The organism is Alishewanella sp. d11, assembly GCF_049390205.1.
Taxonomy (GTDB): Bacteria; Pseudomonadota; Gammaproteobacteria; order Enterobacterales; family Alteromonadaceae; genus Alishewanella.
The window spans coordinates 914,129-936,931 of record NZ_CP186547.1 but is presented as its reverse complement, the minus strand read 5'-3'; the positions used below and the strand labels follow the sequence as shown (position 1 = coordinate 936,931).

General features: G+C 45.6%; 25 protein-coding genes. 21 read left to right on the top strand and 4 right to left on the bottom strand.

Translation table 11 applies throughout. The annotated features are described in order from the left end of the window. Positions 1 to 143 precede the first annotated feature (143 nt). From rpe to speD, 9 genes are all read left to right on the top strand, one after another. On the top strand, positions 144 to 818 hold the full coding sequence (rpe, locus tag ACO1PK_RS04330; RefSeq protein ID WP_423187447.1) for a ribulose-phosphate 3-epimerase: 675 nt from the start codon (positions 144 to 146) through the stop codon (positions 816 to 818). An 80-nt stretch (positions 819 to 898) separates the two neighbouring features. Then, on the top strand, positions 899 to 1,903 hold the full coding sequence (gene trpS, locus ACO1PK_RS04325) for a tryptophan--tRNA ligase (RefSeq protein ID WP_423187446.1): 1,005 nt from the start codon (positions 899 to 901) through the stop codon (positions 1,901 to 1,903). A gap of 27 nt (positions 1,904 to 1,930) precedes the next feature. Further along, entirely contained in the window at positions 1,931 to 2,515 is a 585-nt protein-coding gene (locus ACO1PK_RS04320; protein WP_423187445.1) for an anthranilate synthase component II, read from the top strand. 258 nt (positions 2,516 to 2,773) lie between these two features. Continuing rightward, positions 2,774 to 3,991: an aspartate aminotransferase family protein gene (locus ACO1PK_RS04315; RefSeq protein ID WP_423187444.1), complete on the top strand. Its 1,218-nt coding sequence runs from the start codon at positions 2,774 to 2,776 to the stop codon at positions 3,989 to 3,991. 122 nt (positions 3,992 to 4,113) lie between these two features. Next, entirely contained in the window at positions 4,114 to 5,133 is a 1,020-nt protein-coding gene (gene astA / locus ACO1PK_RS04310; RefSeq protein ID WP_423187443.1) for an arginine N-succinyltransferase, read from the top strand. Positions 5,134 to 5,147: 14 nt separating this feature from the next. Beyond that, positions 5,148 to 6,617, top strand: a complete 1,470-nt coding sequence (astD, locus tag ACO1PK_RS04305; protein WP_423187442.1) for a succinylglutamate-semialdehyde dehydrogenase — start codon at positions 5,148 to 5,150, stop codon at positions 6,615 to 6,617. 122 nt (positions 6,618 to 6,739) lie between these two features. Continuing rightward, the gene (locus tag ACO1PK_RS04300) at positions 6,740 to 7,090 is read left to right on the top strand and encodes a DUF3802 family protein (protein ID WP_423187441.1); all 351 of its coding nucleotides are present in this window, start codon (positions 6,740 to 6,742) and stop codon (positions 7,088 to 7,090) included. A gap of 106 nt (positions 7,091 to 7,196) precedes the next feature. Beyond that, positions 7,197 to 7,607: an OsmC family protein gene (locus ACO1PK_RS04295; RefSeq protein ID WP_423187440.1), complete on the top strand. Its 411-nt coding sequence runs from the start codon at positions 7,197 to 7,199 to the stop codon at positions 7,605 to 7,607. 72 nt (positions 7,608 to 7,679) lie between these two features. Then, complete coding sequence (speD, locus tag ACO1PK_RS04290) at positions 7,680 to 8,486, top strand: adenosylmethionine decarboxylase (RefSeq protein WP_423187439.1); 807 nt, start codon at positions 7,680 to 7,682, stop codon at positions 8,484 to 8,486. A gap of 50 nt (positions 8,487 to 8,536) precedes the next feature. On the opposite strand, the gene ACO1PK_RS04285 is transcribed toward speD, so the two are convergent. Next, entirely contained in the window at positions 8,537 to 9,421 is an 885-nt protein-coding gene (locus tag ACO1PK_RS04285) for a phosphoribulokinase (RefSeq protein WP_423187438.1), read from the bottom strand. Between the two features lie 141 nt (positions 9,422 to 9,562). Between ACO1PK_RS04285 and ACO1PK_RS04280 the strand changes: the two genes are divergently transcribed. After that, entirely contained in the window at positions 9,563 to 9,958 is a 396-nt protein-coding gene (locus ACO1PK_RS04280; protein ID WP_423187437.1) for an MAPEG family protein, read from the top strand. Here ACO1PK_RS04280 and ACO1PK_RS04275 read toward each other — a convergent pair. The 3 genes from ACO1PK_RS04275 to ACO1PK_RS04265 form a co-directional block, all read right to left on the bottom strand. Next, positions 9,955 to 11,727 (bottom strand): ExeM/NucH family extracellular endonuclease, encoded by a 1,773-nt coding sequence (locus tag ACO1PK_RS04275; protein ID WP_423187436.1) that lies wholly within the window; start codon positions 11,725 to 11,727, stop codon positions 9,955 to 9,957. The genes ACO1PK_RS04280 and ACO1PK_RS04275 overlap by 4 nt on opposite strands. Before the next feature lie 89 nt (positions 11,728 to 11,816). After that, positions 11,817 to 13,106 carry a phosphoribosylamine--glycine ligase gene (gene purD, locus ACO1PK_RS04270; RefSeq protein WP_423187435.1) on the bottom strand — a complete coding sequence of 430 codons (1,290 nt, stop codon included), beginning with the start codon at positions 13,104 to 13,106 and terminating at the stop codon, positions 11,817 to 11,819. A 20-nt stretch (positions 13,107 to 13,126) separates the two neighbouring features. Then, positions 13,127 to 13,936 carry a class I SAM-dependent methyltransferase gene (locus ACO1PK_RS04265; RefSeq protein WP_423187434.1) on the bottom strand — a complete coding sequence of 270 codons (810 nt, stop codon included), beginning with the start codon at positions 13,934 to 13,936 and terminating at the stop codon, positions 13,127 to 13,129. A gap of 182 nt (positions 13,937 to 14,118) precedes the next feature. Between ACO1PK_RS04265 and trmJ the strand changes: the two genes are divergently transcribed. The 11 genes from trmJ to ACO1PK_RS04210 all read left to right on the top strand — a co-directional run bounded on the left by trmJ (position 14,119) and on the right by ACO1PK_RS04210 (position 22,782). Continuing rightward, positions 14,119 to 14,886, top strand: a complete 768-nt coding sequence (gene trmJ / locus ACO1PK_RS04260; protein ID WP_423187433.1) for a tRNA (cytosine(32)/uridine(32)-2'-O)-methyltransferase TrmJ — start codon at positions 14,119 to 14,121, stop codon at positions 14,884 to 14,886. Positions 14,887 to 14,907: 21 nt separating this feature from the next. Then, positions 14,908 to 15,717: a serine O-acetyltransferase gene (gene cysE / locus ACO1PK_RS04255; protein ID WP_423187432.1), complete on the top strand. Its 810-nt coding sequence runs from the start codon at positions 14,908 to 14,910 to the stop codon at positions 15,715 to 15,717. A 91-nt stretch (positions 15,718 to 15,808) separates the two neighbouring features. Continuing rightward, positions 15,809 to 16,288, top strand: a complete 480-nt coding sequence (gene iscR, locus ACO1PK_RS04250) for a Fe-S cluster assembly transcriptional regulator IscR (RefSeq protein WP_423187431.1) — start codon at positions 15,809 to 15,811, stop codon at positions 16,286 to 16,288. A gap of 19 nt (positions 16,289 to 16,307) precedes the next feature. Continuing rightward, complete coding sequence (locus tag ACO1PK_RS04245; protein ID WP_423187430.1) at positions 16,308 to 17,522, top strand: IscS subfamily cysteine desulfurase; 1,215 nt, start codon at positions 16,308 to 16,310, stop codon at positions 17,520 to 17,522. 35 nt (positions 17,523 to 17,557) lie between these two features. Beyond that, positions 17,558 to 17,941 carry a Fe-S cluster assembly scaffold IscU gene (gene iscU / locus ACO1PK_RS04240; RefSeq protein WP_423187429.1) on the top strand — a complete coding sequence of 128 codons (384 nt, stop codon included), beginning with the start codon at positions 17,558 to 17,560 and terminating at the stop codon, positions 17,939 to 17,941. Positions 17,942 to 17,947: 6 nt separating this feature from the next. Then, positions 17,948 to 18,271: an iron-sulfur cluster assembly protein IscA gene (iscA, locus tag ACO1PK_RS04235; RefSeq protein ID WP_423187428.1), complete on the top strand. Its 324-nt coding sequence runs from the start codon at positions 17,948 to 17,950 to the stop codon at positions 18,269 to 18,271. Positions 18,272 to 18,289: 18 nt separating this feature from the next. After that, the gene (gene hscB, locus ACO1PK_RS04230) at positions 18,290 to 18,814 is read left to right on the top strand and encodes a co-chaperone HscB (protein ID WP_423187427.1); all 525 of its coding nucleotides are present in this window, start codon (positions 18,290 to 18,292) and stop codon (positions 18,812 to 18,814) included. Positions 18,815 to 18,821: 7 nt separating this feature from the next. Next, positions 18,822 to 20,678 carry a Fe-S protein assembly chaperone HscA gene (hscA, locus tag ACO1PK_RS04225; RefSeq protein WP_423187426.1) on the top strand — a complete coding sequence of 619 codons (1,857 nt, stop codon included), beginning with the start codon at positions 18,822 to 18,824 and terminating at the stop codon, positions 20,676 to 20,678. Between the two features lie 3 nt (positions 20,679 to 20,681). Then, entirely contained in the window at positions 20,682 to 21,020 is a 339-nt protein-coding gene (fdx, locus tag ACO1PK_RS04220) for an ISC system 2Fe-2S type ferredoxin (RefSeq protein ID WP_423187425.1), read from the top strand. Positions 21,021 to 21,090: 70 nt separating this feature from the next. Then, the gene (gene ndk / locus ACO1PK_RS04215) at positions 21,091 to 21,522 is read left to right on the top strand and encodes a nucleoside-diphosphate kinase (RefSeq protein WP_423187424.1); all 432 of its coding nucleotides are present in this window, start codon (positions 21,091 to 21,093) and stop codon (positions 21,520 to 21,522) included. 132 nt (positions 21,523 to 21,654) lie between these two features. Further along, positions 21,655 to 22,782, top strand: coding sequence for a bifunctional tRNA (adenosine(37)-C2)-methyltransferase TrmG/ribosomal RNA large subunit methyltransferase RlmN (locus ACO1PK_RS04210; RefSeq protein ID WP_423187423.1), 1,128 nt, complete (start codon positions 21,655 to 21,657; stop codon positions 22,780 to 22,782). Positions 22,783 to 22,803: the final 21 nt, after the last annotated feature.

The window sequence follows — 22,803 nt, the reverse complement described above, 5'->3', positions numbered from 1 at the left end:
TTAAGTTTATTTCCGTCTTGTGACAATGACTGCGGTGCAACTTGATGGTGCAATTTTGCCTGTTTTCTGTGCAGTCGTGTGACTGCAGGCAGGTGCATTTTAGATAAGAATTCAGTACAGTTTGCTTTTTCAAGGAGATGCCCATGCAACCTTATTTAATTGCTCCCTCAATTTTATCGGCTGATTTCGCGCGTTTAGGTGAGGATGTCAGCAAAGTCCTCGCAGCAGGTGCTGATGTGGTGCACTTCGATGTGATGGATAACCACTATGTGCCTAACTTAACGATTGGCCCCATGGTATGTCAGGCCCTCAGAAATTATGGTATTACTGCGCCCATTGATGTGCACTTGATGGTTGAACCGGTAGATGCGTTAGTACCGCAATTTGCTAAAGCCGGCGCCAGTATTATTACATTTCACCCGGAAGCGTCTAAGCATGTTGATCGCACGCTACAGCTAATTAAAGAGCAAGGCTGTCAGGCTGGGTTAGTCTTTAATCCTGCAACACCATTAACCTACTTGGATTATGTACTGGATAAGATTGATGTAGTGCTACTGATGTCGGTAAATCCAGGCTTTGGTGGCCAAAAGTTTATTCCTGCGACCTTGGACAAGTTAGCACAAGCTAAAGCCATGATTAAACAAAGTGGTTTACCCATTCGTTTGGAAATAGATGGCGGTGTAACGGTCGATAATATTGCAGAAATTGCAGCGGCTGGGGCGGATATGTTTGTTGCAGGCTCCGCTATTTTCAATAGTGCTGATTATGCGCAAACCATAGCTGCTATGCGCGCCAATTTAGCGAAAGTCAGCAACTAGCGGCTTTTTGCTGCGTTTCAGCTGGTAACAGGTATAATGTTCGCAAAGTATTTTGTAACTGCAACAGGATTTGATACAGCATGAGTAGTAAACCCATTGTACTTAGTGGCGCTCAGCCGTCTGGACAACTGACAATTGGTAATTATCTTGGTGCTTTGCGCCAATGGGATCAAATGCAAGACGACTATAATTGTCTTTATTGTATTGTTGATTTGCATGCTATTACGGTGCGTCAGGAGCCAGAAGCCCTACGAAGCGCTTCTTTGGATAGTTTGGCGCTTTACTTGGCATGTGGTATCGATCCGCAGCGTTCAGCCGTTTTTATGCAATCACATGTGCCAGAGCACAGTCAGCTGGCCTGGGTGCTAAATTGCTATACGCAATTTGGTGAGCTTGGCCGCATGACCCAATTTAAAGACAAATCAGAGCGTCATAACAATAATGTGAATGCTGGCTTATTCACTTACCCCGTGTTAATGGCGGCAGATATTCTGCTTTATCAAGCCAATCAGGTCCCAGTTGGTCATGATCAAAAACAACACTTGGAGCTTGCTAGGGATGTTGCAGCGCGCTTTAACGCCTTACATGGTGAAGTCTTTACCATTCCAGAACCTTTTATTCCTCAGGTGGCTGCTCGGGTCATGAGTTTGCAAGAGCCTACCAAGAAAATGTCAAAATCGGATGATAATCCTTGGAATTTTGTTGGCTTGCTTGAAGATCCGAAAGTGATCAGTAAAAAATTCAAAAAAGCAATGACGGATTCTGAAGATCCGCCGCGGGTTTATTTTGATCAAGACAACAAGCCTGGCGTAGCCAACCTATTGAATATTTTAAGTGGTGTCACAGGTAAGACGGTTGATGGCTTGGTGGCAGAGTACGAAGGCAAAATGTATGGCCATCTGAAAACCGATGTAGCCGATGCGGTGATTAGCTTGCTTGAGCCTGTGCAGCTTAAATTCAAAGAAATCCGTGCTGATCAATCGTTAATGCAACAGGTTATGCGGGCCGGAGCGCTTAAAGCGCGTGAGCATGCTGCTGTGACGCTAGCTAAGGTTAATCAGGCAGTTGGTTTTGTTGCGCCTTAACGTTAGGCGCTTTATCGGGGCATCATAATGCTGTTGATGATCGATAATTACGACTCTTTTACTTGGAATCTGGTGCAATACTTTGCTGAACTAGGTCAGCAAGTTATGGTAAAGCGTAATGACGAATTGACGCTCACGCAAATCACGCAACTGGCACCTAAGTATCTGGTGATTTCACCAGGACCGGGTACACCCGATGAAGCGGGCATTAGCTTGGCCGCTATCGCGGCTTTTGCTGGCAAGCTGCCGATTCTGGGCGTTTGTTTGGGGCACCAAGCGATAGCGCAAGTTCTTGGCGCAAAAGTGGTCAGAGCTAGGCAGGTTATGCATGGTAAAAACTCTGATATCGTGCACCAAAACCAGTCTGTGTTTAAAGGGCTGCCTTCACCCCTAAGTGTGACACGTTATCACTCGCTAGTGGTGGACGCGACAACCTTACCTAAGCAGGTGGTCATCACGGCGAAAACGGCGCCAGAGTCTGACGGCTGGCAAGATATTATGGGGCTTGCTGTACCTGAAATGCAGCTGCATGGCGTGCAATTTCACCCCGAAGCCATCCTGACTGAATGTGGTCAGACCATGTTGGCGAATTTTTTAGCGTTGACTGAATAAGCTTTTTAGTTTTTGCCCTCTTTCATTGCCAGCTCAGACTTGCTCTGAACTGGCAGCCGATCGATTACCCTAACACTTTCCTTATTTGCGGCTATCTATGCATTTATGTTGCAAATCTATCTGCAGCCCTTGCTATTTGTGGCTTTGCGCTGCTTTGCAACACAAGACATAGTGATTTAAATCTGCAATAATGCGTATTAATGACCACAAGCGTGGTAATGCATTACCCTACTACCAGCAATAAGAGGATAGAACAACATGACTGCTGAAACTCAGGTAACCAGAGCGCTGTTTGATGAAGTAATGGTACCTAATTATGCCCCTGCTCAATTAATCCCTGTAAAAGGTCAGGGATCTCGGGTTTGGGATCAAGAAGGTCGCGAATATATTGATTTTGCTGGTGGTATTGCAGTAAGTAGTTTAGGACATTGCCACCCTGCTTTAGTTAATGCTTTGAAAGCCCAAGCGGATAAGCTTTGGCATTTAAGTAACGTTCTGACTAATGAGCCAGCGTTACGTTTAGCCAAAAAACTGGTCGATCAGACGTTTGCTGATAAAGTGTATTTTTGTAACTCTGGCGCCGAAGCGAATGAAGCTGCTTTTAAATTGGCACGTCGTTGGGCGTTAGATACGCATGGCGAACACAAGAATGAAATTATTTCTTTTGCCAAAAGCTTCCATGGTCGTACCTTTTTCACTGTAACGGTGGGTGGCCAAGCCTCTTACTCCGATGGCTTTGGACCTAAGCCAGGTGCCGTATTACACGCTGAATATAATAATTTAGACAGTGTTAAAGCAATTATTTCCGATAAAACTTGCGCCATTGTGGTTGAGCCAATTCAAGGTGAAGGCGGCATTATTCCGGGTGATTATGCTTTTTTACAAGGCTTAAGAACCCTATGTGATGAACACAATGCTTTGTTAGTATTTGATGAAGTGCAAACGGGCGTTGGTCGTACTGGCAAGCTATACGATTACATGAACAGCGGTGTTACGCCGGATATTTTAACGTCAGCGAAATCTTTAGGCGGCGGTTTCCCAGTGGGCGCTATGCTGACCACAACTGCCATTGCTGCTCATCTGAAGGTAGGAACACACGGCAGTACTTATGGTGGTAATCCACTGGCTTGTGCTGTTGCTGAGGCAGCGATTGATACAATCAATACGCCAGAAGTGCTTAATGGTGTTCTGAAAAATGAGCAAGTTTTTAGAGAGTGCTTGCAAGAGATTAACGCGCAATATCAGGTGTTCAAAGAAGTACGTGGTAAGGGGATGCTGTTAGGTGCAGTGCTTAACGACACCTATAAAGGCCGTTCACGTGAGTTTTTCTTAGCGGCTGCAGACCATGGCTTATTTGCACTCGTTGCGGGTGTTGATGTGGTTCGTTTTGCGCCCTCTTTGGTTATTACCGAAGAAGAGATCCGTGAAGGGATGAAACGTTTTGCCGCGGCTGTAAAACAAGTCGTTGCCAGTTAATCATTTGCCACAAAGGCGGCGCTAAGACCGTAGGCAGGGGGTAGCTAACACTACCCCGTTATCATAAGAAATGAAGCAAGCAGGAAACTGCAAAATATAAAGCAAAAATGGAGTAAGCGACCATGATGGTAATTCGCCCGATTTGCGCGAGTGATTACCCGGCGCTGTATCAAATGGCAGTAGAGTCAGGACATGGCTTTACTTCCTTGCCGGTCAACGAAGAGCTGCTGATGCGAAAAATCAGCCGTTCTGAAGTTTCATTTAGTAAAGTAACCCAGACCCCAGGCGATGAAGGTTATTTATTTGTTCTGGAAGATACCACCACGGGGCAGGTCTGCGGCACCAGTGCACTCGAGGCGGCCGTCGGGTTGGATGATGCTTTTTATCACTATCATTTAGGAAAGGTGGTACACAGTTCACGATCGCTTGGCGTTTATAAAACGGTCGATATTCTCACTTTGTGCAACGATTATACTGGAGTTAGTGAACTCTGTACCTTGTTCTTGCGACCGCCATTTCGGCAGAAATTTAATGGTCGTTTGTTATCGAAAATGCGTTTCTTATTTCTGGCAGAATTTGCCGAGCGGTTTTCCGACAAAGTCATTGCCGAGTTAAGAGGCGTCTCAGATGTGCAAGGTAACTCACCTTTTTGGCAATGGTTGCAAGAGCATTTCTTTTCAGTCGACTTTCCCACCGCAGACTACTTAACGGGGATTGGCCAAAAGGTCTTTATTGCCGAGTTAATGCCGAAATACCCTATTTATGTCAGCTTACTCAGCGAGGCGGCGCAACAGGTTATTGGTAAAGTGCATGAACAAACCCGTCCTGCTCTGGCTTTGCTGGAATCAGAAGGTTTTTCTTGTCGTGGTTATGTCGATATTTTTGATGGCGGTCCAACCGTTGAGGCGCGGACTTCACACATTAGAACCATTCGTGAGAGCAAACGTTTGCGAGTTAAGATTGGTCAAGTGTCTGAATCAGCAGAGCCTTATTTGATTAGCAACACTAAGCTGCCTGACTTTAGAGCAAGTTGGGCTGATCTCGCACCTGAGGCGCACAGTGATGAAATCACTCTAAGTGCTGCCTTGGCAACCGTACTGCAAGTGAGTGCCGGTGACTGGGTGCGAATAAGCAAAATTTAAAATAGGAGTTACAGATGAGCCAAGCAGTACAGTTTATTAATGGTCAATGGCTGGCAGGTGAAGGTCAACTCTTTCACTCTATTGATCCGGCAAAGAATCAAACAGTATGGCAAGGTCAGGCGGCAAGTGCCGCACAAGTCGCTTTGGCTATCGCCGCGGCTCGGCAAGCCCAATTAAGCTGGGCGTATTTAAGTTTTGCTGAGCGGGTTGCACACGTTAAACGTTTTGCTGAACAGCTAAATAACCACAAAGAACAATTAGCCCAGTGCATTGCTGAAGATACTGGTAAAGCCTTATGGGAAAGCCGGACGGAAGTCGCGGCTATGGTGGGTAAAATTGATATTTCCGTGCGCGCTTATGAAGAGCGAACTGGCGAAAAAGAAAACCCGATGCCACAGGGTCGTGCTTTTTTAAGACACAAGCCGCATGGTGTTGTCGCTGTGTTTGGCCCTTATAACTTCCCAGGTCACTTGCCAAATGGCCACATTGTTCCTGCTTTGTTAGCGGGGAACACAGTGGTGTTTAAACCTTCAGAGTTAACCCCTAAGGTTGCCGAGTTCACCATCAAACTGTGGCAGCAAGCGGGTATTCCTGCTGGCGTCATCAATTTGGTGCAAGGGGAGGTTGAGACAGGTAAAGCGCTAGCCAGTCATGATGGTATTGATGGCTTATTTTTCACAGGTAGCTCGCGCACCGGACATTACTTGCATCAGCAATTTGCGGGCCGGCCGGAAAAAATTCTAGCGCTGGAAATGGGGGGCAATAACCCGCTATTAGTTAAAGATGTGGCGAATATTGATGCGGCGGTACACGATATCATTCAATCCGCGTTTATTACCTCTGGGCAGCGTTGTACCTGTGCTCGCAAGCTATATTTGCCAGCAGATGCTGCGGGTGATGCCATTCTGGCCCGGTTACTTGAGGTAAGTCGTCAAATTCAAGTGGGCGAATATGATGCTGAGCCACAGCCGTTTATGGGGTCGATGATTTCAGTGGCAGCCGCTAAAGGGATGTTAGCAGCACAGCAGCAACTTATCGATTTAGGCGCAAAGGTATTACTTGAGCTTACTCAACCTTATGCTGATAAAGCGATAGTCACCCCCGGGATCCTTGACTGCTCTGAAGTAACAGATTTCCCAGATGAAGAACATTTTGGGCCTTTATTAAAAGTGTTTCGTTTTACTGATTTTGATGCTGCCATTGCCGCTGCTAACAACACCAGTTTTGGTTTGTCAGCAGGTTTACTGAGTGACAGCCATGAGTTATATCAGCACTTTTACAAACATATCCGTGCGGGTATTGTTAATTGGAACCGACCTATTACGGGTGCCAGTTCAGCCGCACCTTTTGGTGGCATAGGTAAAAGTGGTAATCATCGTGCTAGTGCCTATTATGCGGCAGATTACTGTGCTTATCCGGTTGCTTCGGTTGAGTTAGATCAGGTTGTGATGCCTGAGCAACTATCACCAGGATTACGGTTCTAAAAAATCGGCGCTGCGGCGCCGATTTGTTTTCGTACAAATATTTTGCTTAAATAACGTATGTTTGCCTATTACTGATGTAAGCTGTTAGTAGCTAGCAGCATTTTCACTTATGCAGGTATTTTATGGTTATCGATAAGCCCGGTTACGAACATCTGATCCAGTTTCTTACAGAACATTTGGCCTTATTTACCGCAACAGGACCTGCAACTGCCGATGCGAAAACAATAGGTGCTTTGTTAGAAGAAAAAATTGCAGAGCAAATTATTACTTTATGTCGGCAACATTCAGAATTAGAAGTGAATCATCGTTCACTGATTATTCGCGAAATTGACGGTATTATGTATGACTTTCAGGAAATCCTATCATCCGTGCTGGATAAGCCCGCAACTGAACATCAGCAAGAGCTCATCACAGAAATCTCATTATTGATCAAAAATTTATTTGATACGGCTATTGCTGCCTTGTTCGATTAATCCCTCAATCTCGTATGGGCTTTATGTTAAACTTGCCGATTTTACTGGTCTCTTGTAGGAGTTTTACGTAAAATACCCAGCCTTATTTTTAAGCTAGGAACTCATAGTGGAAGCGAAAGTAAGTTGGGCAAAAGACTTAACCTTTATTGGTTATTCTGGCAGTGGTCATGCTGTAGTTTTCGATGCAAATCGTGAAACCAATAACGCCCCTACGCCAATGGAAATGCTGTTAATGTCGGCGGGTGCCTGTTCCTCTGTTGATGTGGTGGGTATTTTGCAAAAAGCGCGTCAGCATATCTTAGGATGTGAAGTCGAATTATCTGCCGAACGCGCTGAAAGCGTGCCAAAGGTCTTTACTAAAGTGCATTTACACTTTGTGGTAACAGGTACTGGCTTAAGTGAAAAACAAGTAGAGCGTGCGGTAAATCTGTCTGCTGAGAAATATTGCTCAGTTTCCATTATGTTATCTCAGAGCGTTAAGGTAACGCATTCCTTCAGCATTAAAGAAGCTGAATGAGTTTAGTGTCTGCTGGTCGGGCTGAAAGTTAACTGCGGCGTGATAGTGCGTCGTTAGCGGAGAGCAAAGAAATTGGTTAAGCCTTTTGAAAAACTGAAACTACACGGGTTTAATAATCTGACTAAAAGTTTAAGTTTTAGCATTTATGATATTTGTTATGCTAAAACCGAACAACATCGTCAGGAATACATTGAGTACATTGACGAACAATATAACGCTGATCGTCTTACCGATATTCTGACCGAGGTAGTGGATATCATTGGTGCCAATGTGCTGAATATTGCCCGTCAGGATTATGATCCACAAGGTGCAAGTGTAACGATTTTAGTCAGCGAAGAACCTGTATTGGTTGATCCGGATAACACCGAAAATCCAGGACCGCTACCCGAAGCTGTTGTTGCGCATTTGGATAAAAGTCATATTTGTGTTCATACCTATCCAGAGGTACATCCACATGATGGGATCTGTACCTTCCGTGCTGATATTGAAGTATCAACCTGTGGCATTATTTCACCGTTAAAGGCACTTAATTTTTTGATTCATAGTTTTGAATCTGATGTAGTCACTATCGACTATCGCGTGCGAGGTTTTACCCGCGACATTAGTGGTACTAAACACTATATCGATCATCCCATTACCTCTATTCAGAACTTTATGGATGACGATACGAAGAAAGCGTTTCAGATGATTGATGTAAATGTCTATCAAGAAAACTTATTCCATACCAAAATGATGCTTAAAGAGGGTGATTTAAATAATTATCTTTTTGGCATGGGAGCTGAGTCCATGACAGCAGAAGAGCAAAAAACGATTAGTAAAAAGGTGTTCCGTGAAATCCGTGAAATCTTTTATGGCCGTAACTTGCCGGAAATAAAATAAACACTATGTTTTCTAAAAAGGCCTGATATCAGGCCTTTTTTACAAGGGCTTTAAGGTGCAGCACGTCGTGCTTGTTGTCGTTTATGCATTAAGGCTTCGATCAACGGCGTTAAGATCAATTCCATCGCCAAGCCCATTTTGCCGCCAGGCACTACCAATGTATTTACCCGAGACATAAAAGATCCATCAATCATCTGTAAATAATAGGGAAAGTCAACATGCTTGATTCCCCGAAAACGGATCACGACAAAGCTTTCATCTAATGAAGGAATATCTTTAGCACTAAAAGGATTGGAGGTGTCGACAGTAGGTACGCGCTGAAAGTTGATATGAGTACGAGAAAATTGCGGCGTAATGTGATTAAAGTAATCTTCCATACTCCGAACTATGCTGGCTTGTACTGCCTCACGACTGTGTCCGCGTTCTGAAGTATCCCGAATAATTTTTTGGATCCATTCCAAGTTCACAATAGGCACCATCCCAATTAGCAAGTCTACGTGTTGTGCCACGTTGTGCTGCTCGGTCACTGCGCCACCATGTAAGCCTTCATAAAACAGTAAATCAGTATTAGGGCGTAAATCTTGCCAAGGCGTAAAAGTCCCTGGTAGTTGATTATAGGGTACCGCTTCATCAAAGGTATGCAAATAATGTCTTATTCTACCCGTACCTGTTGCTGCATAACTGGCAAAAAAATTCTCTAAGGTGCCAAAATCGTTTGCTTCTGGTCCAAAATAACTGATGTAGCGTCCTTCTTCTTTCGCTTTACGAATGGCGAGATCCATCTCTGGACGACTAAAACGATGAAAGCAATCCCCTTCGACAAAAGCTGCATCGATACCCAAGGTGCGGAAGATATGTTTAAAGGCATTACTTGTTGTGGTAGTGCCGGCACCGGATGAGCCTGTTACAGCGATAATAGGATTTTGATGAGACATAAGGGCTGCCTTTATGTTGAGATAAGCTTACCATATCGGAAATTCTCACATTGACGCAACTATTATCCCAATACAGAGTTGATCCGAATCTTACTGTTCGAGTAAAACTAAAATGGATACATTACTTTAACGGAGAAAAGTATGTCAGATCTTTTGCTGACACTGTTTATTGCAGTATTGCTACCTTATTTAGCCAAGCTTCCTTTAGTTGTTGCTATGCATCGTGCCGGCGGTTACGACAACCACTACCCAAGACGTCAGCAAGCGAGCCTGACTGATTTTGGCCAGCGCTGTAATGCAGCACACTACAATAGTTTTGAAGCCTTACTCGTGTTTGCCACGGCTTGCATTTTCGTTATTGCGGTAGGTACCGTTAGTCAAGCAATGTTGGTTGCGAGTTGGACTTTTATTGTTTGTCGTCTTGGCTATTTGGTTTGTTATTGGCTCGATTGGGCTACAGCACGCAGTTTGATTTGGCTAGGCTCGATGGCAGCAGCCATCAGCATAATGCTAATGGCGCTGCAACAACTGAATTAAAAAGCAAATGTAGCGATGATCGGATCATGGTCCGATGAACGATAGGGTGTTGCCACATTCAAAAGTGGCAATAGACTAGCAGGTTTAAAGCGTAAGCTATAATCCAGAATAACAGGTTCATCAGCATTGATAGGCCAATGTATCAATTCACTCAGTTTCTCTGCGAGTTTTGGACTGGCTAACATGTGGTCTAAAGAACCTGATCTGCCTCGAAATACAAAGGAATAGGAATCTACCTTGCCGTCAGTCAAGTAGTGCCAACCTTGTTGTTCAAAGTAACGGATAGGATCTTCCATTCTATAGGCATTAAAATCTCCCACAATAACGCTATGTTCAGTGTTTATTCCCGTTGGCAGGGTTTGTAGCCACTGTTGTAATGCCATAGCAGCTTCAACCCGAGCCTGATTCCAACAGGCTTGACCATCACCCTGATCTTTTTGTATTGCATAGTCAACCGCGCCACTACGGGGACAGCCACCTTTAGATTTGAAGTGATTCACAGCAAAAGTAAACTCAGTACCGGAAGAGATATGACGGAAACTTTGCGCCATTGGGGGGCGATGTAAGCGTGTAAAAGGTGCATCTGTTTTGGTGGCTGCCTTACCAATAGCGCTAACCCGATTACTGCGATAAAAAATACCTACCTTGATGGCATCACTGCCTGGTGTTTCGGCAGTGATCACCATTTGATAAGGCTCGGGACTTTGCTCGTTCAACGCGGCCAATAAGGTCGCGATAGCGCCATTGTTATCGTAGCCATTATTCTCTAGCTCCAGTAAGCCAATAATATCAGCATCCATTGCCAGGAGTGCTTGAACCAACTTGGCTTGCTGTAATGTTAATTCTTCTGGTGTTCTCGCTCCACGCCGTGTTGGAAAAGGTTTGTCTTGACCATGTCCGTTAAAAAAGTTGAGTACATTGTAGCTAGCAATCCGTAGCTCATTTGCTGCCGTGCTGGCAGGCTTCGCTGGGCGCAGGTTTACACTGACGAAATGCGGTTGCGTGGTAGGCAGTAAACGATAGCCTCGCTCATCTTGGTGGACAATGCCGGCAACTTGTAAAACTTGATCACCTACCCGTAAGCTGCTTTCTGCCGTCAAACCGGTAGTTGGGTAGGGTAGAGGGTCTGGGTTCTGTTGCCAAAGACCATCATCTAGTAGGATGGCTTGTCGCTCTTGTTGTTCTGCTAATTGCCTGGCTTGGCTGCCTGGTGCAACGATTTGCGTTGGCACCATTAGTCGAGTATTCGCTATTAGTATTTCGCCATAACGCCCAAGCTGATAGGTATCTGCTACTACTAGCGGCTGTTCGAAACGAATCCACATGCCCTCATAAGCCTCCCAGCTTAAATTAGCTTCTAAAGGCAGGTTGACAGTTTGTGGGCTGAGGGTTTTGTTGCCACAGAGACTCAATACTTGCGCATCAATGATACTGGTTAGTTGATCAACTTCAGCGACTGTACCAGATACAACTAAAATCTGCCCTCGTTCATATTGCATAGGGTCGGCAACGACTACAAAGATTCCCTCTGCAGTGGCAGGATCGCTATCCGATGATAGACTTTGCAACATTAAACCAGATAGGGGCCCATCAGGGTATACTTGGTTCAGTACGACACCTTGCAAGGTCACTTGTTGACCAAGATAGTTGCTTATTTCTGCACTCCCTTGAATTTGGGCAATGGTGTGGGAGCTTTGCTCGCAGTTGGCTGGCGCTTGCTGACAAGCGGTTAAGAGCATTAGAGTGAGTATTAATACTAAAGTACGCATAGTTTTTCCGATAACAGTTAAATTAGGTAAAGGGCAAGGCTAAAAAAAGGTGCCGTGGCACCTTTATATGCAAAATTAAGCCATGTGCTTTATGGCTGTTGTTCCCTTGCTATAGCTCGGTAACCAATATCTGTTCGGTAGTAAACCTGATCCCAGCTGATTTGTGAGACTAACTGATAAGCAGCTTGCTGTGCCGCTGTAACGTTGTCCCCCAAAGCAGTGGCGCAAAGTACTCGACCGCCATTGGTTACTACCGTCTCACCATTAAGCTCCGTCCCAGCATGAAAGACTTTTGATCCTGGCGCAGCAGGCGTATCCAATCCATGAATCGTTAAACCTTTGGCATAGGCATCAGGATAGCCGCCTGCAGCCATAACTACACCTACTGCGGCTTGAGGCGTAAAATGAATCTCGGTTTGATCGAGTTTTCCATTTACCGCATTTTGGCAAAGCAGCACTAAGTCTGATTCCAGTCGCAACATAATAGGCTGCGTTTCTGGATCGCCAAACCGACAATTAAACTCAAGTACTTTAGCCGAGCCATCGGGAGCAATCATTAAGCCTGCATATAAAAAGCCGGTGTAGACATTACCTTCAGCTGCCATGCCCTTTACGGTTGGATAAATAACGTTATCCATAACCCACTGGTGCACCTGCGGTGTTACTACTGGGGCGGGAGAATAAGCACCCATGCCACCGGTATTAGGTCCTTTATCAGCATTATCACGCGCTTTGTGATCTTGCGAAGAGGCAAACGCTAAGGCATTAACACCATCAACCATTACAATGAAAGAGGCTTCCTCACCAACCAGAAATTCTTCGATCACAACACGACTACCGGCATTGCCAAATTTGTTGCCAGCTAACATATCGTCAATGGCAGCAAAGGCTTCCGCTTCTGTTTGCGCAATAATGACGCCTTTACCTGCGGCTAAACCATCAGCTTTAATAACGATAGGAGTACCAAGACGTTTTACATAGTCTTTTGCTGGTGCAATTTCGGTAAAGTTTTGATAAGCGGCAGTAGGGATCTTGTGTCGTGCTAAAAAATCCTTAGCAAAGGCTTTTGAACTTTCTAACTGTGCAGCCGCCTGTGTTGGGCCAAAAATTGCTAAGCCTGCAGCGCGAAATTTATCGACAACGCCTTTAGCTAAAGGGGCTTCTGGACCAACAATGGTTAAGTCCAATTGTTGCTCAATGGCAAAAGCCAACAGCGCATCTACATCATCCGCGGCTATAGCAACATTGTGTAAAGCTGACTCTCGCGCTGTACCGGCATTCCCTGGTGCGACAAAGACCTGAGTGACTAGTGGTGATTGTGCCGCCTTCCAAGCTAAAGCATGTTCGCGGCCACCGCCACCTATTACCATTACTTTCATCAGTTGTTCCGTTCAGTTGGTTAGTTTAAAGGTTTACGAAATTTTAAAGTCATGCGGTCGCTCTCACCGATGGCGAGATACTTTTCTCTATCTTGCTCCCCTAAACGCAGGCTAGGGGGCAGAGTCCAAACACCAGACGGATGATCAGCAGTATCTTTCGGATTAGCGTTAATCTCGCTGCTACTTTCAAAAGTAAAACTGGCTTTTTCTGCCAGTTTGATGGTCAAACTTTGTGGCATATAGCCCGAACGGCTCCAGTCACTGCTTAATTTCGCTTCTGGGAGTCGATGTTCAACTATACCAAGCACACCCCCCGGCTTTAATGCAGTATAAAAGTGACTGAACGCGGTTAACAAGGCGTCTTCGCCACCCGCCATATACCAATTATGTAAGTTACGGAAAGTTAGCACCACATCTGCAGAACCTGCAGGTGCAATGCTAATGCCTGGCGTTGGTGCAAATTCAGTGACTTGTACTTTACTGTACTGCGGATTAGCAGCAAGTTTTTCCATAAATGCGGCTCTGCTACGCTGTCCAAAACCAGTGGCTGTTGCTGGAAAATGTGCGGCATAGTAAAGGCCGTCAGCTGCTAGCATAGGGGCTAATATCTCGGTATACCAGCCCGCTCCCGGCGAAATCTCAACGACGGTGCTTTGTGGCGTCACTTCAAAGAAATTTAGCGTTGCTACAGGGTTACGGTATTGATCTCGTTGAGTAAATTCGGCTGTGCGTAATGGATTGTTAACGGCTTGCTCTAGGGCAGTATTGGCAGTTGCTGTTGTACTAACTAATAAAGCGGTCAGGGTGAAAATACGGCTGAATCGAAACATAGTAGGTAACTCCTTGCAAAGGGTGCGGCTAGTTTAGCAAAGCAAGCAACGAATTGCAGCGCCTTTTATCGCCTGTTCATTGTACTATCTTTGGCTTTTTGGGTGGCTAGACTGCTAAATTTCGATCTACAATGCCGTAGCCTTATGATAGAATGTCGCAATTTTTTAGCTTGGGTTAAACCATGTCAGAGCAGACAAATCGCTTAGAACAGATCAAAGTAGTGCTGGTGGGCACTACTCATACCGGTAATATTGGATCCGTTGCCAGAGCAATGAAAACCATGGGCTTGTCACAGTTGTGCTTGGTTGCGCCTAAAACTGAGCCTGATGGTCAGGCCTATGCCTTATCTGCAGGTGCCAGTGATATTCTCGCTAAGGCAAAGGTTTACGATAATTTAGCTCAGGCGGTTGCTGATTGTGCCTTAGTTGTTGGCAGTAGTGCGCGCTCGCGTACAATGCGTTGGCCGATGCTCACGCCTCGAGAATGTGGTTTTAAAGCTTTGCAAGAAGCGGAGCAAGCGCCAGTCGCTTTGGTATTCGGCCGTGAAAGTAGTGGTTTGACGAATGAAGAACTACAAATGTGCCAATATCACGTTTGTATTGATGCTAATCCTGAATATACTTCCTTGAATTTAGCGATGGCAGTACAAATTCTTTGTTATGAAGTGCGCATGGCTGCCCTCATCTCACAAGAGGAATCTGCCGTTCAGGTAGGTGATCCCACCGTTTATCCCAGCGCACAACAAATGGAAAACTTCTACCAGCATTTGGAAGAAGCCCTGAGTCATACCGGATTTATTATTAAGCAGCACCCCGGTGTGGTGATGACTAAGTTAAAACGGTTGTTTACCCGAGCCCGCCCTGATGATGTCGAATACAATATTTTGCGTGGTATTTTGACCTCAATGCAGCGTCTAGAAAAAGTTGACCAAAAGTCGACGAAAAAGTAATTGCAGTTAAGGAGCCTTAGCATGTTCTCAGGCATCAAAGAAGATATTCAAAGTGTATTTGACCGAGATCCTGCCGCCCGCAGTGCATTTGAAGTCCTCACCACTTATCCGGGACTTCATGCAATCTGGTTGCATCGAGTCAGTCATCGATTATGGCGAGCGGAATGGCGTTGGTTGGCACGTTGGTTAAGTACGCTTGGTCGCTGGTTAACCGGAGTCGAGATTCATCCAGGTGCAAAAATCGGCCGGCGTTTTTTCATTGATCATGGCATGGGTGTCGTCATTGGAGAAACGGCTGAAATTGGCGATGATTGTACGCTTTACCACGGGGTGACTTTAGGGGGTACCAGCTGGAATCCAGGCAAGCGACATCCTACATTGGAAAACGGCGTGGTGATAGGTGCCGGTGCTAAGGTGTTAGGGCCGTTAAATGTGGGTCAAAATGCCCGAATTGGTTCTAATGCGGTTGTGGTGAAGAATGTACCTGCTGGCGCTACTGTGGTCGGTATTCCCGGTCGAGTGGTTGCTAAGGCGAATGCCGATGTTTCAGAACAGCGACAAAATTTGGCTAAAAAGTATGGTTTCGATGCCTATGCGGTGTCTGCGGACAACCCAGATCCTGTTGCCAATGCCATTGGCAGCTTGCTAGATCATATTCATATTCTTGATAACAAAGTGGCAGAGCTTTGTCACAGCGTAAATTCTTTAGGAGGGAACGTCTGTGATCAAGTTCCCACCGTAAACATAAATGAAGTTGATTTTCGTGATGCGGAGCAGCGTGCAGCAGAGCAGCGTCGCAAAGAGGTGGATGAGTTCGATCCCGCTATTTAGTAGGCGAATACCTGACTATTTTACTAGGCTTAATACTTGACTAAAATAGTCAGGAATGTACAATAGGCCGTATTCTGGAAAGGAGCCTATTATGCGATTAACCTCCAAAGGCCGTTATGCGGTAACTGCGATGCTCGATGTGGCGCTACATGCTGTTCAGGGCCCTGTGCCTTTGGCTGACATATCTGAACGGCAAGGTATTTCGTTGTCCTATCTGGAACAATTATTTGCCCGGTTACGTAAGCAAGGTTTGGTTAGCAGTGTCCGCGGACCAGGTGGCGGTTACCAGCTAGGTCTGGCAGCGTCAGATATCTCTATTTCAGCCGTTATTGCGGCAGTAGATGAATCGGTAGATGCTACCCGCTGTCAGGGTAAATCAGATTGCCATGGCGGGATGCGCTGTCTTACTCATACCTTATGGAGCAATCTGAGTCATCGCATTGAAGATTTTCTCACCAATATCTCATTAGAAGAGTTGGTAAAGCAGGAAGAAGTACGGCAAACCGCCCTGCAACAAAGCCGTAAAATCAAAAATCCCGCAACTGATATCGAAGTCAGCTGCCAGCTGTAAGTGCAATACGGAGCCAATAATGAAGCTACCAATATATTTAGACTATGCTGCAACAACCCCGGTTGATCCGCGGGTTGCGGAAAAAATGATGGAGTTTTTGACCATGGATGGCCAATTTGGCAACCCTGCGTCGCGTTCGCATCGTTTTGGTTGGCAGGCCGAAGAAGCGGTAGAAATTGCTCGTAGCCAAATTGCCGAATTAGTTAACGCTGATCCGCGTGAAATTGTTTTTACGTCTGGTGCAACTGAATCAAACAATCTTGCGATTAAAGGTGCTGCTGAATTTTATCACAAAAAAGGCAAACATCTGATCACCATCAAAACCGAACACAAAGCGGTGCTGGATACTATGCGTCAGCTAGAGCGTGAAGGGTTTGAGGTTACTTATCTTGACGTGGAAGCTAATGGCTTGGTCGATTTAACCAAGTTAGAACAAGCCATGCGTCCAGATACCACCGTGGTTAGCATCATGTTTGTTAATAACGAAATTGGTGTGGTGCAAGATATTGCTGCGATTGGTGAGTTATGCCGCAGCAAAGGCATTATTTTTCACGTAGATGCAGCACAGGCTACCGGTAAAGTAGCGATTGATCTGCAAACATTAAAAGTCGACCTGATGTCTTTTTCTGGTCATAAAACCTATGGTCCCAAAGGTGTTGGTGCGTTATTTGTACGTCGTAAGCCGCGGATCCGTTTAGAAGCGCAAACACACGGCGGTGGTCATGAACGTGGTATGCGTTCAGGCACGTTAGCGACGCACCAAATTGTCGCCATGGGCGAGTCTTTCCGTATCGCTAAAGAAGAAATGGCTGCTGAACATGCGCGGATCACCGTGTTACGCGATCGTCTGTGGAACGGTATCAAAGATATTGAGCAAGTCTTTTTAAATGGTGATGCAAAGCAGCGCGTGCCTGGTATCACTAATGTCAGTTTTAACTACGTTGAAGGTGAGTCACTGATTATGGCGTTAAAAGATATCGCCGTTTCATCAGGTTCAGCTTGTACCTCTGCCAGTTTAGAGCCGTCTTATGTACTTCGTGCTTTAGGCCTGTCAGATGAGTTAGCGCACAGTTCAATCCGTTTTAGTATCGGCCGTTTTACGACTGAAGAGCAGGTTGACCATACGATTAAAATTGTACACGAAGCGATTAGTAAGCTTCGTGCGATGTCACCCCTTTGGGATATGTACAAAGACGGTATAGATTTAAACACTGTGGCCTGGGTGGCGCACTAAGTTCAGGCGCTATCGCCACTAAAGAGGTAACTATCATGGCATACAGCAATAAAGTTATTGATCACTACGAAAATCCACGCAATGTAGGTTCTTTTGCGAAAGACGACCCGAGCGTAGCAACCGGTATGGTCGGTGCACCTGCTTGCGGTGACGTAATGAAGTTGCAAATTAAAGTCAATGAACAAGGCATTATCGAAGATGCTAAGTTTAAAACCTATGGTTGCGGCAGTGCTATCGCATCAAGCTCGCTAGTGACAGAATGGGTTAAAGGCAAAACGTTAGACGAAGCTCAGCAAATCAAAAATACGGATATTGCCCAAGAGTTAGCCTTGCCACCGGTGAAAATCCACTGTTCAATTTTAGCTGAAGATGCGATTAAAGCCGCTATTGCTGATTATAAACAGAAGCAAGGGAGCTAATGCCAGATGGCCATTTCGATGACAACGGCAGCGGCCGAGCGGGTAAGAAGTTTTCTGCAAAACCGCGGCAAGGGAGTTGGATTGCGGGTTGGTGTAAAAACCACTGGCTGCTCTGGCCTTGCTTATGTGTTGGAATTTGTCGATGAATTAAACGATGATGATCAAATCTTTGAAGATCAAGGTTTGAAATTAATCGTAGATGGCAAAAGTCTGGTTTATATCGATGGCACACAGTTAGATTTTGTAAAAGAAGGCTTAAATGAAGGCTTTCAATTTAGCAATCCTAACGTAAATGGCGAATGCGGCTGTGGCGAAAGCTTTACTGTCTAAGGCAGGCTCTGAGGTAGTATGAATTACTTTCAGCTGTTTGATTTGCCAGAACAATTTGCGCTAGATTTAACCGAGCTAGGTTCGCGTTATCTGGCGCTACAAAAACGCTTTCACCCAGATAATTTTGCCGCTGCCTCAGAGCGCGACCGGTTGTTATCTGTACAACAAACTGCCAATATAAATGATGCTTATCACAGCCTGAAACAACCCTTGTTGCGGGCTGAGCATTTACTTGCGTTACGTGGTTTAAAAATCAGTAATGAACAGCGTAGTTTTACTGAGCCGGCTTTTCTCATGCAACAAATGGCGTTACGTGAGCAACTTGCTGATGTACATGAGCAAGATGATCCTGAGCAGGCAATTGCAGATATTGAGCACTATCTGTCAACACAACGCAAATTATTACAAAACCAACTAAATGAAGCGCTCTCTGCACGTACTGCTGAGCACGACCAACTGGCTGCAGAACTGGTACGTAAATTAAAATTTTTCTATAAACTGCAGCACGAGCTGGAGTTAATTGAACAGCAATTACAAGACTAATTTCACTATGGCGTTACTTCAAATCGCAGAGCCGGGCCAAAGCGCGGCACCGCATCAACATAGACTCGCTGCCGGCATCGATCTTGGCACGACGAATTCATTGGTTGCCACCGTTCGCAGCGGCGAAGCAAAAACCCTAAGCAATGCGTTAGGGGAGGACATGGTGCCCTCGGTTGTTCGTTATACCAGCACTGGTGTTCAAGTCGGTAGCGCAGCACAAGCCGCGGCGGTAGAAGATGCTGAAAATACCATAGTCTCGGTTAAGCGATTGATGGGCAAAGGCTACCAAGAGACACTGGCCCTTGCTAAGGAATTACCTTACCGCTTTGTAGAGCAAGCTAGCTTGGTTGCTATTGACACAGTCCAAGGGGTTAAAAACCCGGTGGAAGTCTCTGCGGAAATTTTAGCCACCTTGGCCAATACGGCCAGCGAAACCTTAGGTGGCGAGTTAAATGGCGTAGTGATTACCGTTCCTGCTTATTTTGATGATGCTCAGCGCCAAGCAACAAAAGATGCCGCGAAGTTAGCTGGCTTAACCGTACTGCGTTTATTAAATGAACCTACGGCGGCTGCTTTAGCCTATGGTTTAGATTCTGGTCAAGAAGGTATTATTGCCGTTTACGATTTAGGTGGTGGTACTTTCGATATTTCGATTTTACGTCTGCGTCGTGGCGTGTTTGAAGTCTTAGCCACTGGGGGCGATTCTGCGCTAGGTGGTGATGATTTCGATCAGGCTTTAGTGACATTACTGCAACAGCGCAGTGGCCAGCAAAGCTTATCGGCAAGTGCCCGTCGCTTGTATCAGCAGCAAGCGCGCGCTATTAAAGAACGTCTGACTGACGCTGAAGAAACGCGATACGAATTTACGGCAGAAGATACCCTAGTCAGTGGCGTGATAAGTCGGAGTGAATTCTCTGAGTTGATTACATCGCTGGTTAAGCAAACTATTCGCGCTTGTCGACAAACCTTGCGCGATGCCGACTTAACCATCGACGATGTTTTAAAAGTCGTTATGGTGGGTGGCTCAACACGCGTACCCTTAGTACGACAGTTAGTGGCAGAGTTTTTTGCGACAGAGCCTTTGACTTCTATCGACCCTGATAAAGTGGTTGCACTTGGTGCGGCTATTCAGGCGAATGTGCTGGTGGGTAATAAAGCGGAACATGAAACTTTATTGTTAGATGTTATCCCGCTCTCCTTGGGTATTGAAACCATGGGCGGTTTGACTGAAAAAATTATTCCACGTAACACGGTTATTCCGGTTGCCCGCGCTCAGGAGTTTACCACTTTTAAAGATGGTCAAACGGCTATGGCCATTCATGTGGTACAAGGTGAGCGCGAATTAGTCGAGGATTGTCGCTCACTGGCGCGTTTTGAATTACGTGGTATTCCGCCCATGCCTGCGGGCGGAGCCCATATTCGAGTGACTTTTCAGGTTGATGCCGACGGCTTACTCAGTGTCAGTGCGGAAGAAAAGTCTACAGGGGTGCAAGCCAGTATTCAGGTAAAACCTTCATATGGTTTAAGTGATGAGCAAGTCGCTGCCATGATCAGCGGGTCGATGCAACATGCCCGGCAGGATATGCAGCTGCGCTTATTGCGAGAGCAGCAGGTAGAAGCTGAGCGGGTGTTAGAGGCAGTAACGGCGGCACTTGCTGCGGATGCCGCCTTACTAAACGAGGCTGAACTTACTGAAATTCGCCAATCACTCAGTGTACTTAATACCGTAAAACAACAAGATGATACGGCTGCTATTAAAGCCGCTATTGAACATACTAATCAGTTAACAGATGAGTTTGCTTCGCGGCGGATGGATAAGTCCATTCGTTTGGCGTTGCAAGGTCATAAGGTCGATGAGGTTTAAATCATGCCACAAATAGTCTTTTTACCCCATGCAGAATTGTGTCCGGAAGGGGCAGCTTTGGAAGCAAAAAGTGGCGAAACCGTGCTAGACGTGGCATTACGTAATGGCATTGCAATAGAACATGCTTGTGAGAAATCCTGCGCCTGTACTACTTGCCATGTCATTGTACGTGAGGGCTTCTATTCGTTAAATGAAAGCGACGAGCTAGAAGAGGATATGCTAGATAAAGCCTGGGGTTTAGAACCTGAATCGCGTTTAGGCTGTCAGGCTCGGATTGCTGATGAAGATTTGGTGGTCGAAATTCCAAAATATACGGTCAATATGGTCAGTGAAGGCCATTAGGTTTTTTGCAAATTTTAGCGTATAATTTGCCGCCCAAATTTTTAACTCTTTAAATTTACAGGAGCCTGACATGGCCTTAGAACGTACTTTTTCAATTATCAAGCCTGATGCTGTAGCAAAAAACCTGATCGGTGCTATCTACAGCCGTTTCGAAGCTGCAGGTTTACGTATTGTTGCTGCCAAAATGGTGCACTTAAGCCGTGAACAGGCAGAAGGCTTCTACGCTGAACACAAAGAGCGTCCTTTCTTCAACGCCTTAGTGTCTTTCATGACATCTGGCCCTGTTGTTGTTCAGGTGTTAGAAGGTGAAGATGCAGTACGTAAAAATCGTGAAATCATGGGTGCAACTAACCCGAAAGATGCCTTAGCGGGTACTTTACGTGCTGATTTCGCTGACAGCATTGATGAGAATGCCGTGCACGGTTCAGATGCTGCTGCTTCTGCTGCGCGTGAAATCGCCTACTTCTTCACTGATGCAGAGCTGTGCAGCCGCACACGTTAATTTGCAACTGACAGTGTAACGACTAAGGGGGCAATAGCCCCCTTCTTTACATCCGTGCAGTTGTATTACAAGCGGTCGTCATTTTGACTGCTATAGTTGGTTATTGATATTGGTTAGTTGGAGTATATGGGAATGAGCAGTTCCACCGTGTTAGTTAATTTACTGGATCTGACCCGTACACAGATGCAGGAGTTTTTCGTCAGTCTGGGCGAAAAGCCATTCCGTGCCGATCAGGTGATGAAGTGGATTTACCACTACTGTGTCGATGATTTCGACAAGATGACGAATATCAATAAAAAATTACGTGAATTATTAAAAAGTCGCTGTGAGATTAAAGCGCCTGTTATAGCGACTCGCCAAGATAGTGCTGATGGCACTATTAAATTTGTTATGGCGTTAGCGGGCGGTCAGGAAGTTGAAACCGTGTGGATCCCAGAAAAAGATCGCCGCACCCTTTGCGTCTCTTCGCAGGTAGGTTGTGCACTAGATTGCTCATTCTGCTCTACTGCACAACAAGGTTTTAACCGTAACCTTAGCGTCTCAGAGATTATTGGTCAGGTATGGCGTGTGTCACAAATTATCGGTAGTTTTGGTGATACTGGCGAAAAGCCAGTAACCAACGTAGTAATGATGGGGATGGGCGAGCCGCTACTTAATCTCAACAACGTTGTACCAGCGATGGAACTGATGATGGAAGACTTTGGCTTTGGTTTATCCAAGCGTCGGGTGACATTAAGTACTTCAGGCGTAGTACCTGCATTGGATCTGTTACGCGAAAAAATAGATGTGGCCTTGGCAATCTCTTTACATGCGCCAAATAATGCTCTTCGGGATGAGTTAGTGCCAGTAAACAAAAAATACCCAATGGAAGAGTTTTTGGCCGCATCGCGTCGCTACATTGAGCATTCGAAAGCGAATGATAAAGTCACGGTTGAGTATGTGATGCTTGAAGGGATCAATGATAGCATGGAGCAAGCCCACGAATTAGCTAAGGCATTGAAAGATACGCCTGCTAAGGTTAATCTAATACCATTTAATCCTTACCCTGGTTCGCCTTATAAACGTTCCAGTAATTCACGGATTGATCGCTTTAACAAGGTCTTACAAGAATACGGTTTTACTGTTATGGTACGTAAGACGCGCGGTGATGATATTGATGCCGCTTGCGGGCAATTAGTGGGTGATGTTATTGACCGCACTAAAAGATTAATTAAAAAGCAGCAAAAGGGTGAGGCCATCACAGTTAAAATGCTGCAATAACCGAATGGAAGGCCAGTGGTA

Coding starts and splice junctions, on each gene's coding strand:
- rpe (WP_423187447.1), top strand. CDS start 144: ATGCAACCTTATTTAATTGCTCCCTCAATTTTATCGGCTGATTTCGCG.
- trpS (WP_423187446.1), top strand. CDS start 899: ATGAGTAGTAAACCCATTGTACTTAGTGGCGCTCAGCCGTCTGGACAA.
- ACO1PK_RS04320 (WP_423187445.1), top strand. CDS start 1,931: ATGCTGTTGATGATCGATAATTACGACTCTTTTACTTGGAATCTGGTG.
- ACO1PK_RS04315 (WP_423187444.1), top strand. CDS start 2,774: ATGACTGCTGAAACTCAGGTAACCAGAGCGCTGTTTGATGAAGTAATG.
- astA (WP_423187443.1), top strand. CDS start 4,114: ATGATGGTAATTCGCCCGATTTGCGCGAGTGATTACCCGGCGCTGTAT.
- astD (WP_423187442.1), top strand. CDS start 5,148: ATGAGCCAAGCAGTACAGTTTATTAATGGTCAATGGCTGGCAGGTGAA.
- ACO1PK_RS04300 (WP_423187441.1), top strand. CDS start 6,740: ATGGTTATCGATAAGCCCGGTTACGAACATCTGATCCAGTTTCTTACA.
- ACO1PK_RS04285 (WP_423187438.1), bottom strand. CDS start 9,421: ATGTCTCATCAAAATCCTATTATCGCTGTAACAGGCTCATCCGGTGCC.
- ACO1PK_RS04280 (WP_423187437.1), top strand. CDS start 9,563: ATGTCAGATCTTTTGCTGACACTGTTTATTGCAGTATTGCTACCTTAT.
- ACO1PK_RS04275 (WP_423187436.1), bottom strand. CDS start 11,727: ATGCGTACTTTAGTATTAATACTCACTCTAATGCTCTTAACCGCTTGT.
- purD (WP_423187435.1), bottom strand. CDS start 13,106: ATGAAAGTAATGGTAATAGGTGGCGGTGGCCGCGAACATGCTTTAGCT.
- ACO1PK_RS04265 (WP_423187434.1), bottom strand. CDS start 13,936: ATGTTTCGATTCAGCCGTATTTTCACCCTGACCGCTTTATTAGTTAGT.
- trmJ (WP_423187433.1), top strand. CDS start 14,119: ATGTCAGAGCAGACAAATCGCTTAGAACAGATCAAAGTAGTGCTGGTG.
- cysE (WP_423187432.1), top strand. CDS start 14,908: ATGTTCTCAGGCATCAAAGAAGATATTCAAAGTGTATTTGACCGAGAT.
- iscR (WP_423187431.1), top strand. CDS start 15,809: ATGCGATTAACCTCCAAAGGCCGTTATGCGGTAACTGCGATGCTCGAT.
- ACO1PK_RS04245 (WP_423187430.1), top strand. CDS start 16,308: ATGAAGCTACCAATATATTTAGACTATGCTGCAACAACCCCGGTTGAT.
- iscU (WP_423187429.1), top strand. CDS start 17,558: ATGGCATACAGCAATAAAGTTATTGATCACTACGAAAATCCACGCAAT.
- iscA (WP_423187428.1), top strand. CDS start 17,948: ATGGCCATTTCGATGACAACGGCAGCGGCCGAGCGGGTAAGAAGTTTT.
- hscB (WP_423187427.1), top strand. CDS start 18,290: ATGAATTACTTTCAGCTGTTTGATTTGCCAGAACAATTTGCGCTAGAT.
- hscA (WP_423187426.1), top strand. CDS start 18,822: ATGGCGTTACTTCAAATCGCAGAGCCGGGCCAAAGCGCGGCACCGCAT.
- fdx (WP_423187425.1), top strand. CDS start 20,682: ATGCCACAAATAGTCTTTTTACCCCATGCAGAATTGTGTCCGGAAGGG.
- ndk (WP_423187424.1), top strand. CDS start 21,091: ATGGCCTTAGAACGTACTTTTTCAATTATCAAGCCTGATGCTGTAGCA.
- ACO1PK_RS04210 (WP_423187423.1), top strand. CDS start 21,655: ATGAGCAGTTCCACCGTGTTAGTTAATTTACTGGATCTGACCCGTACA.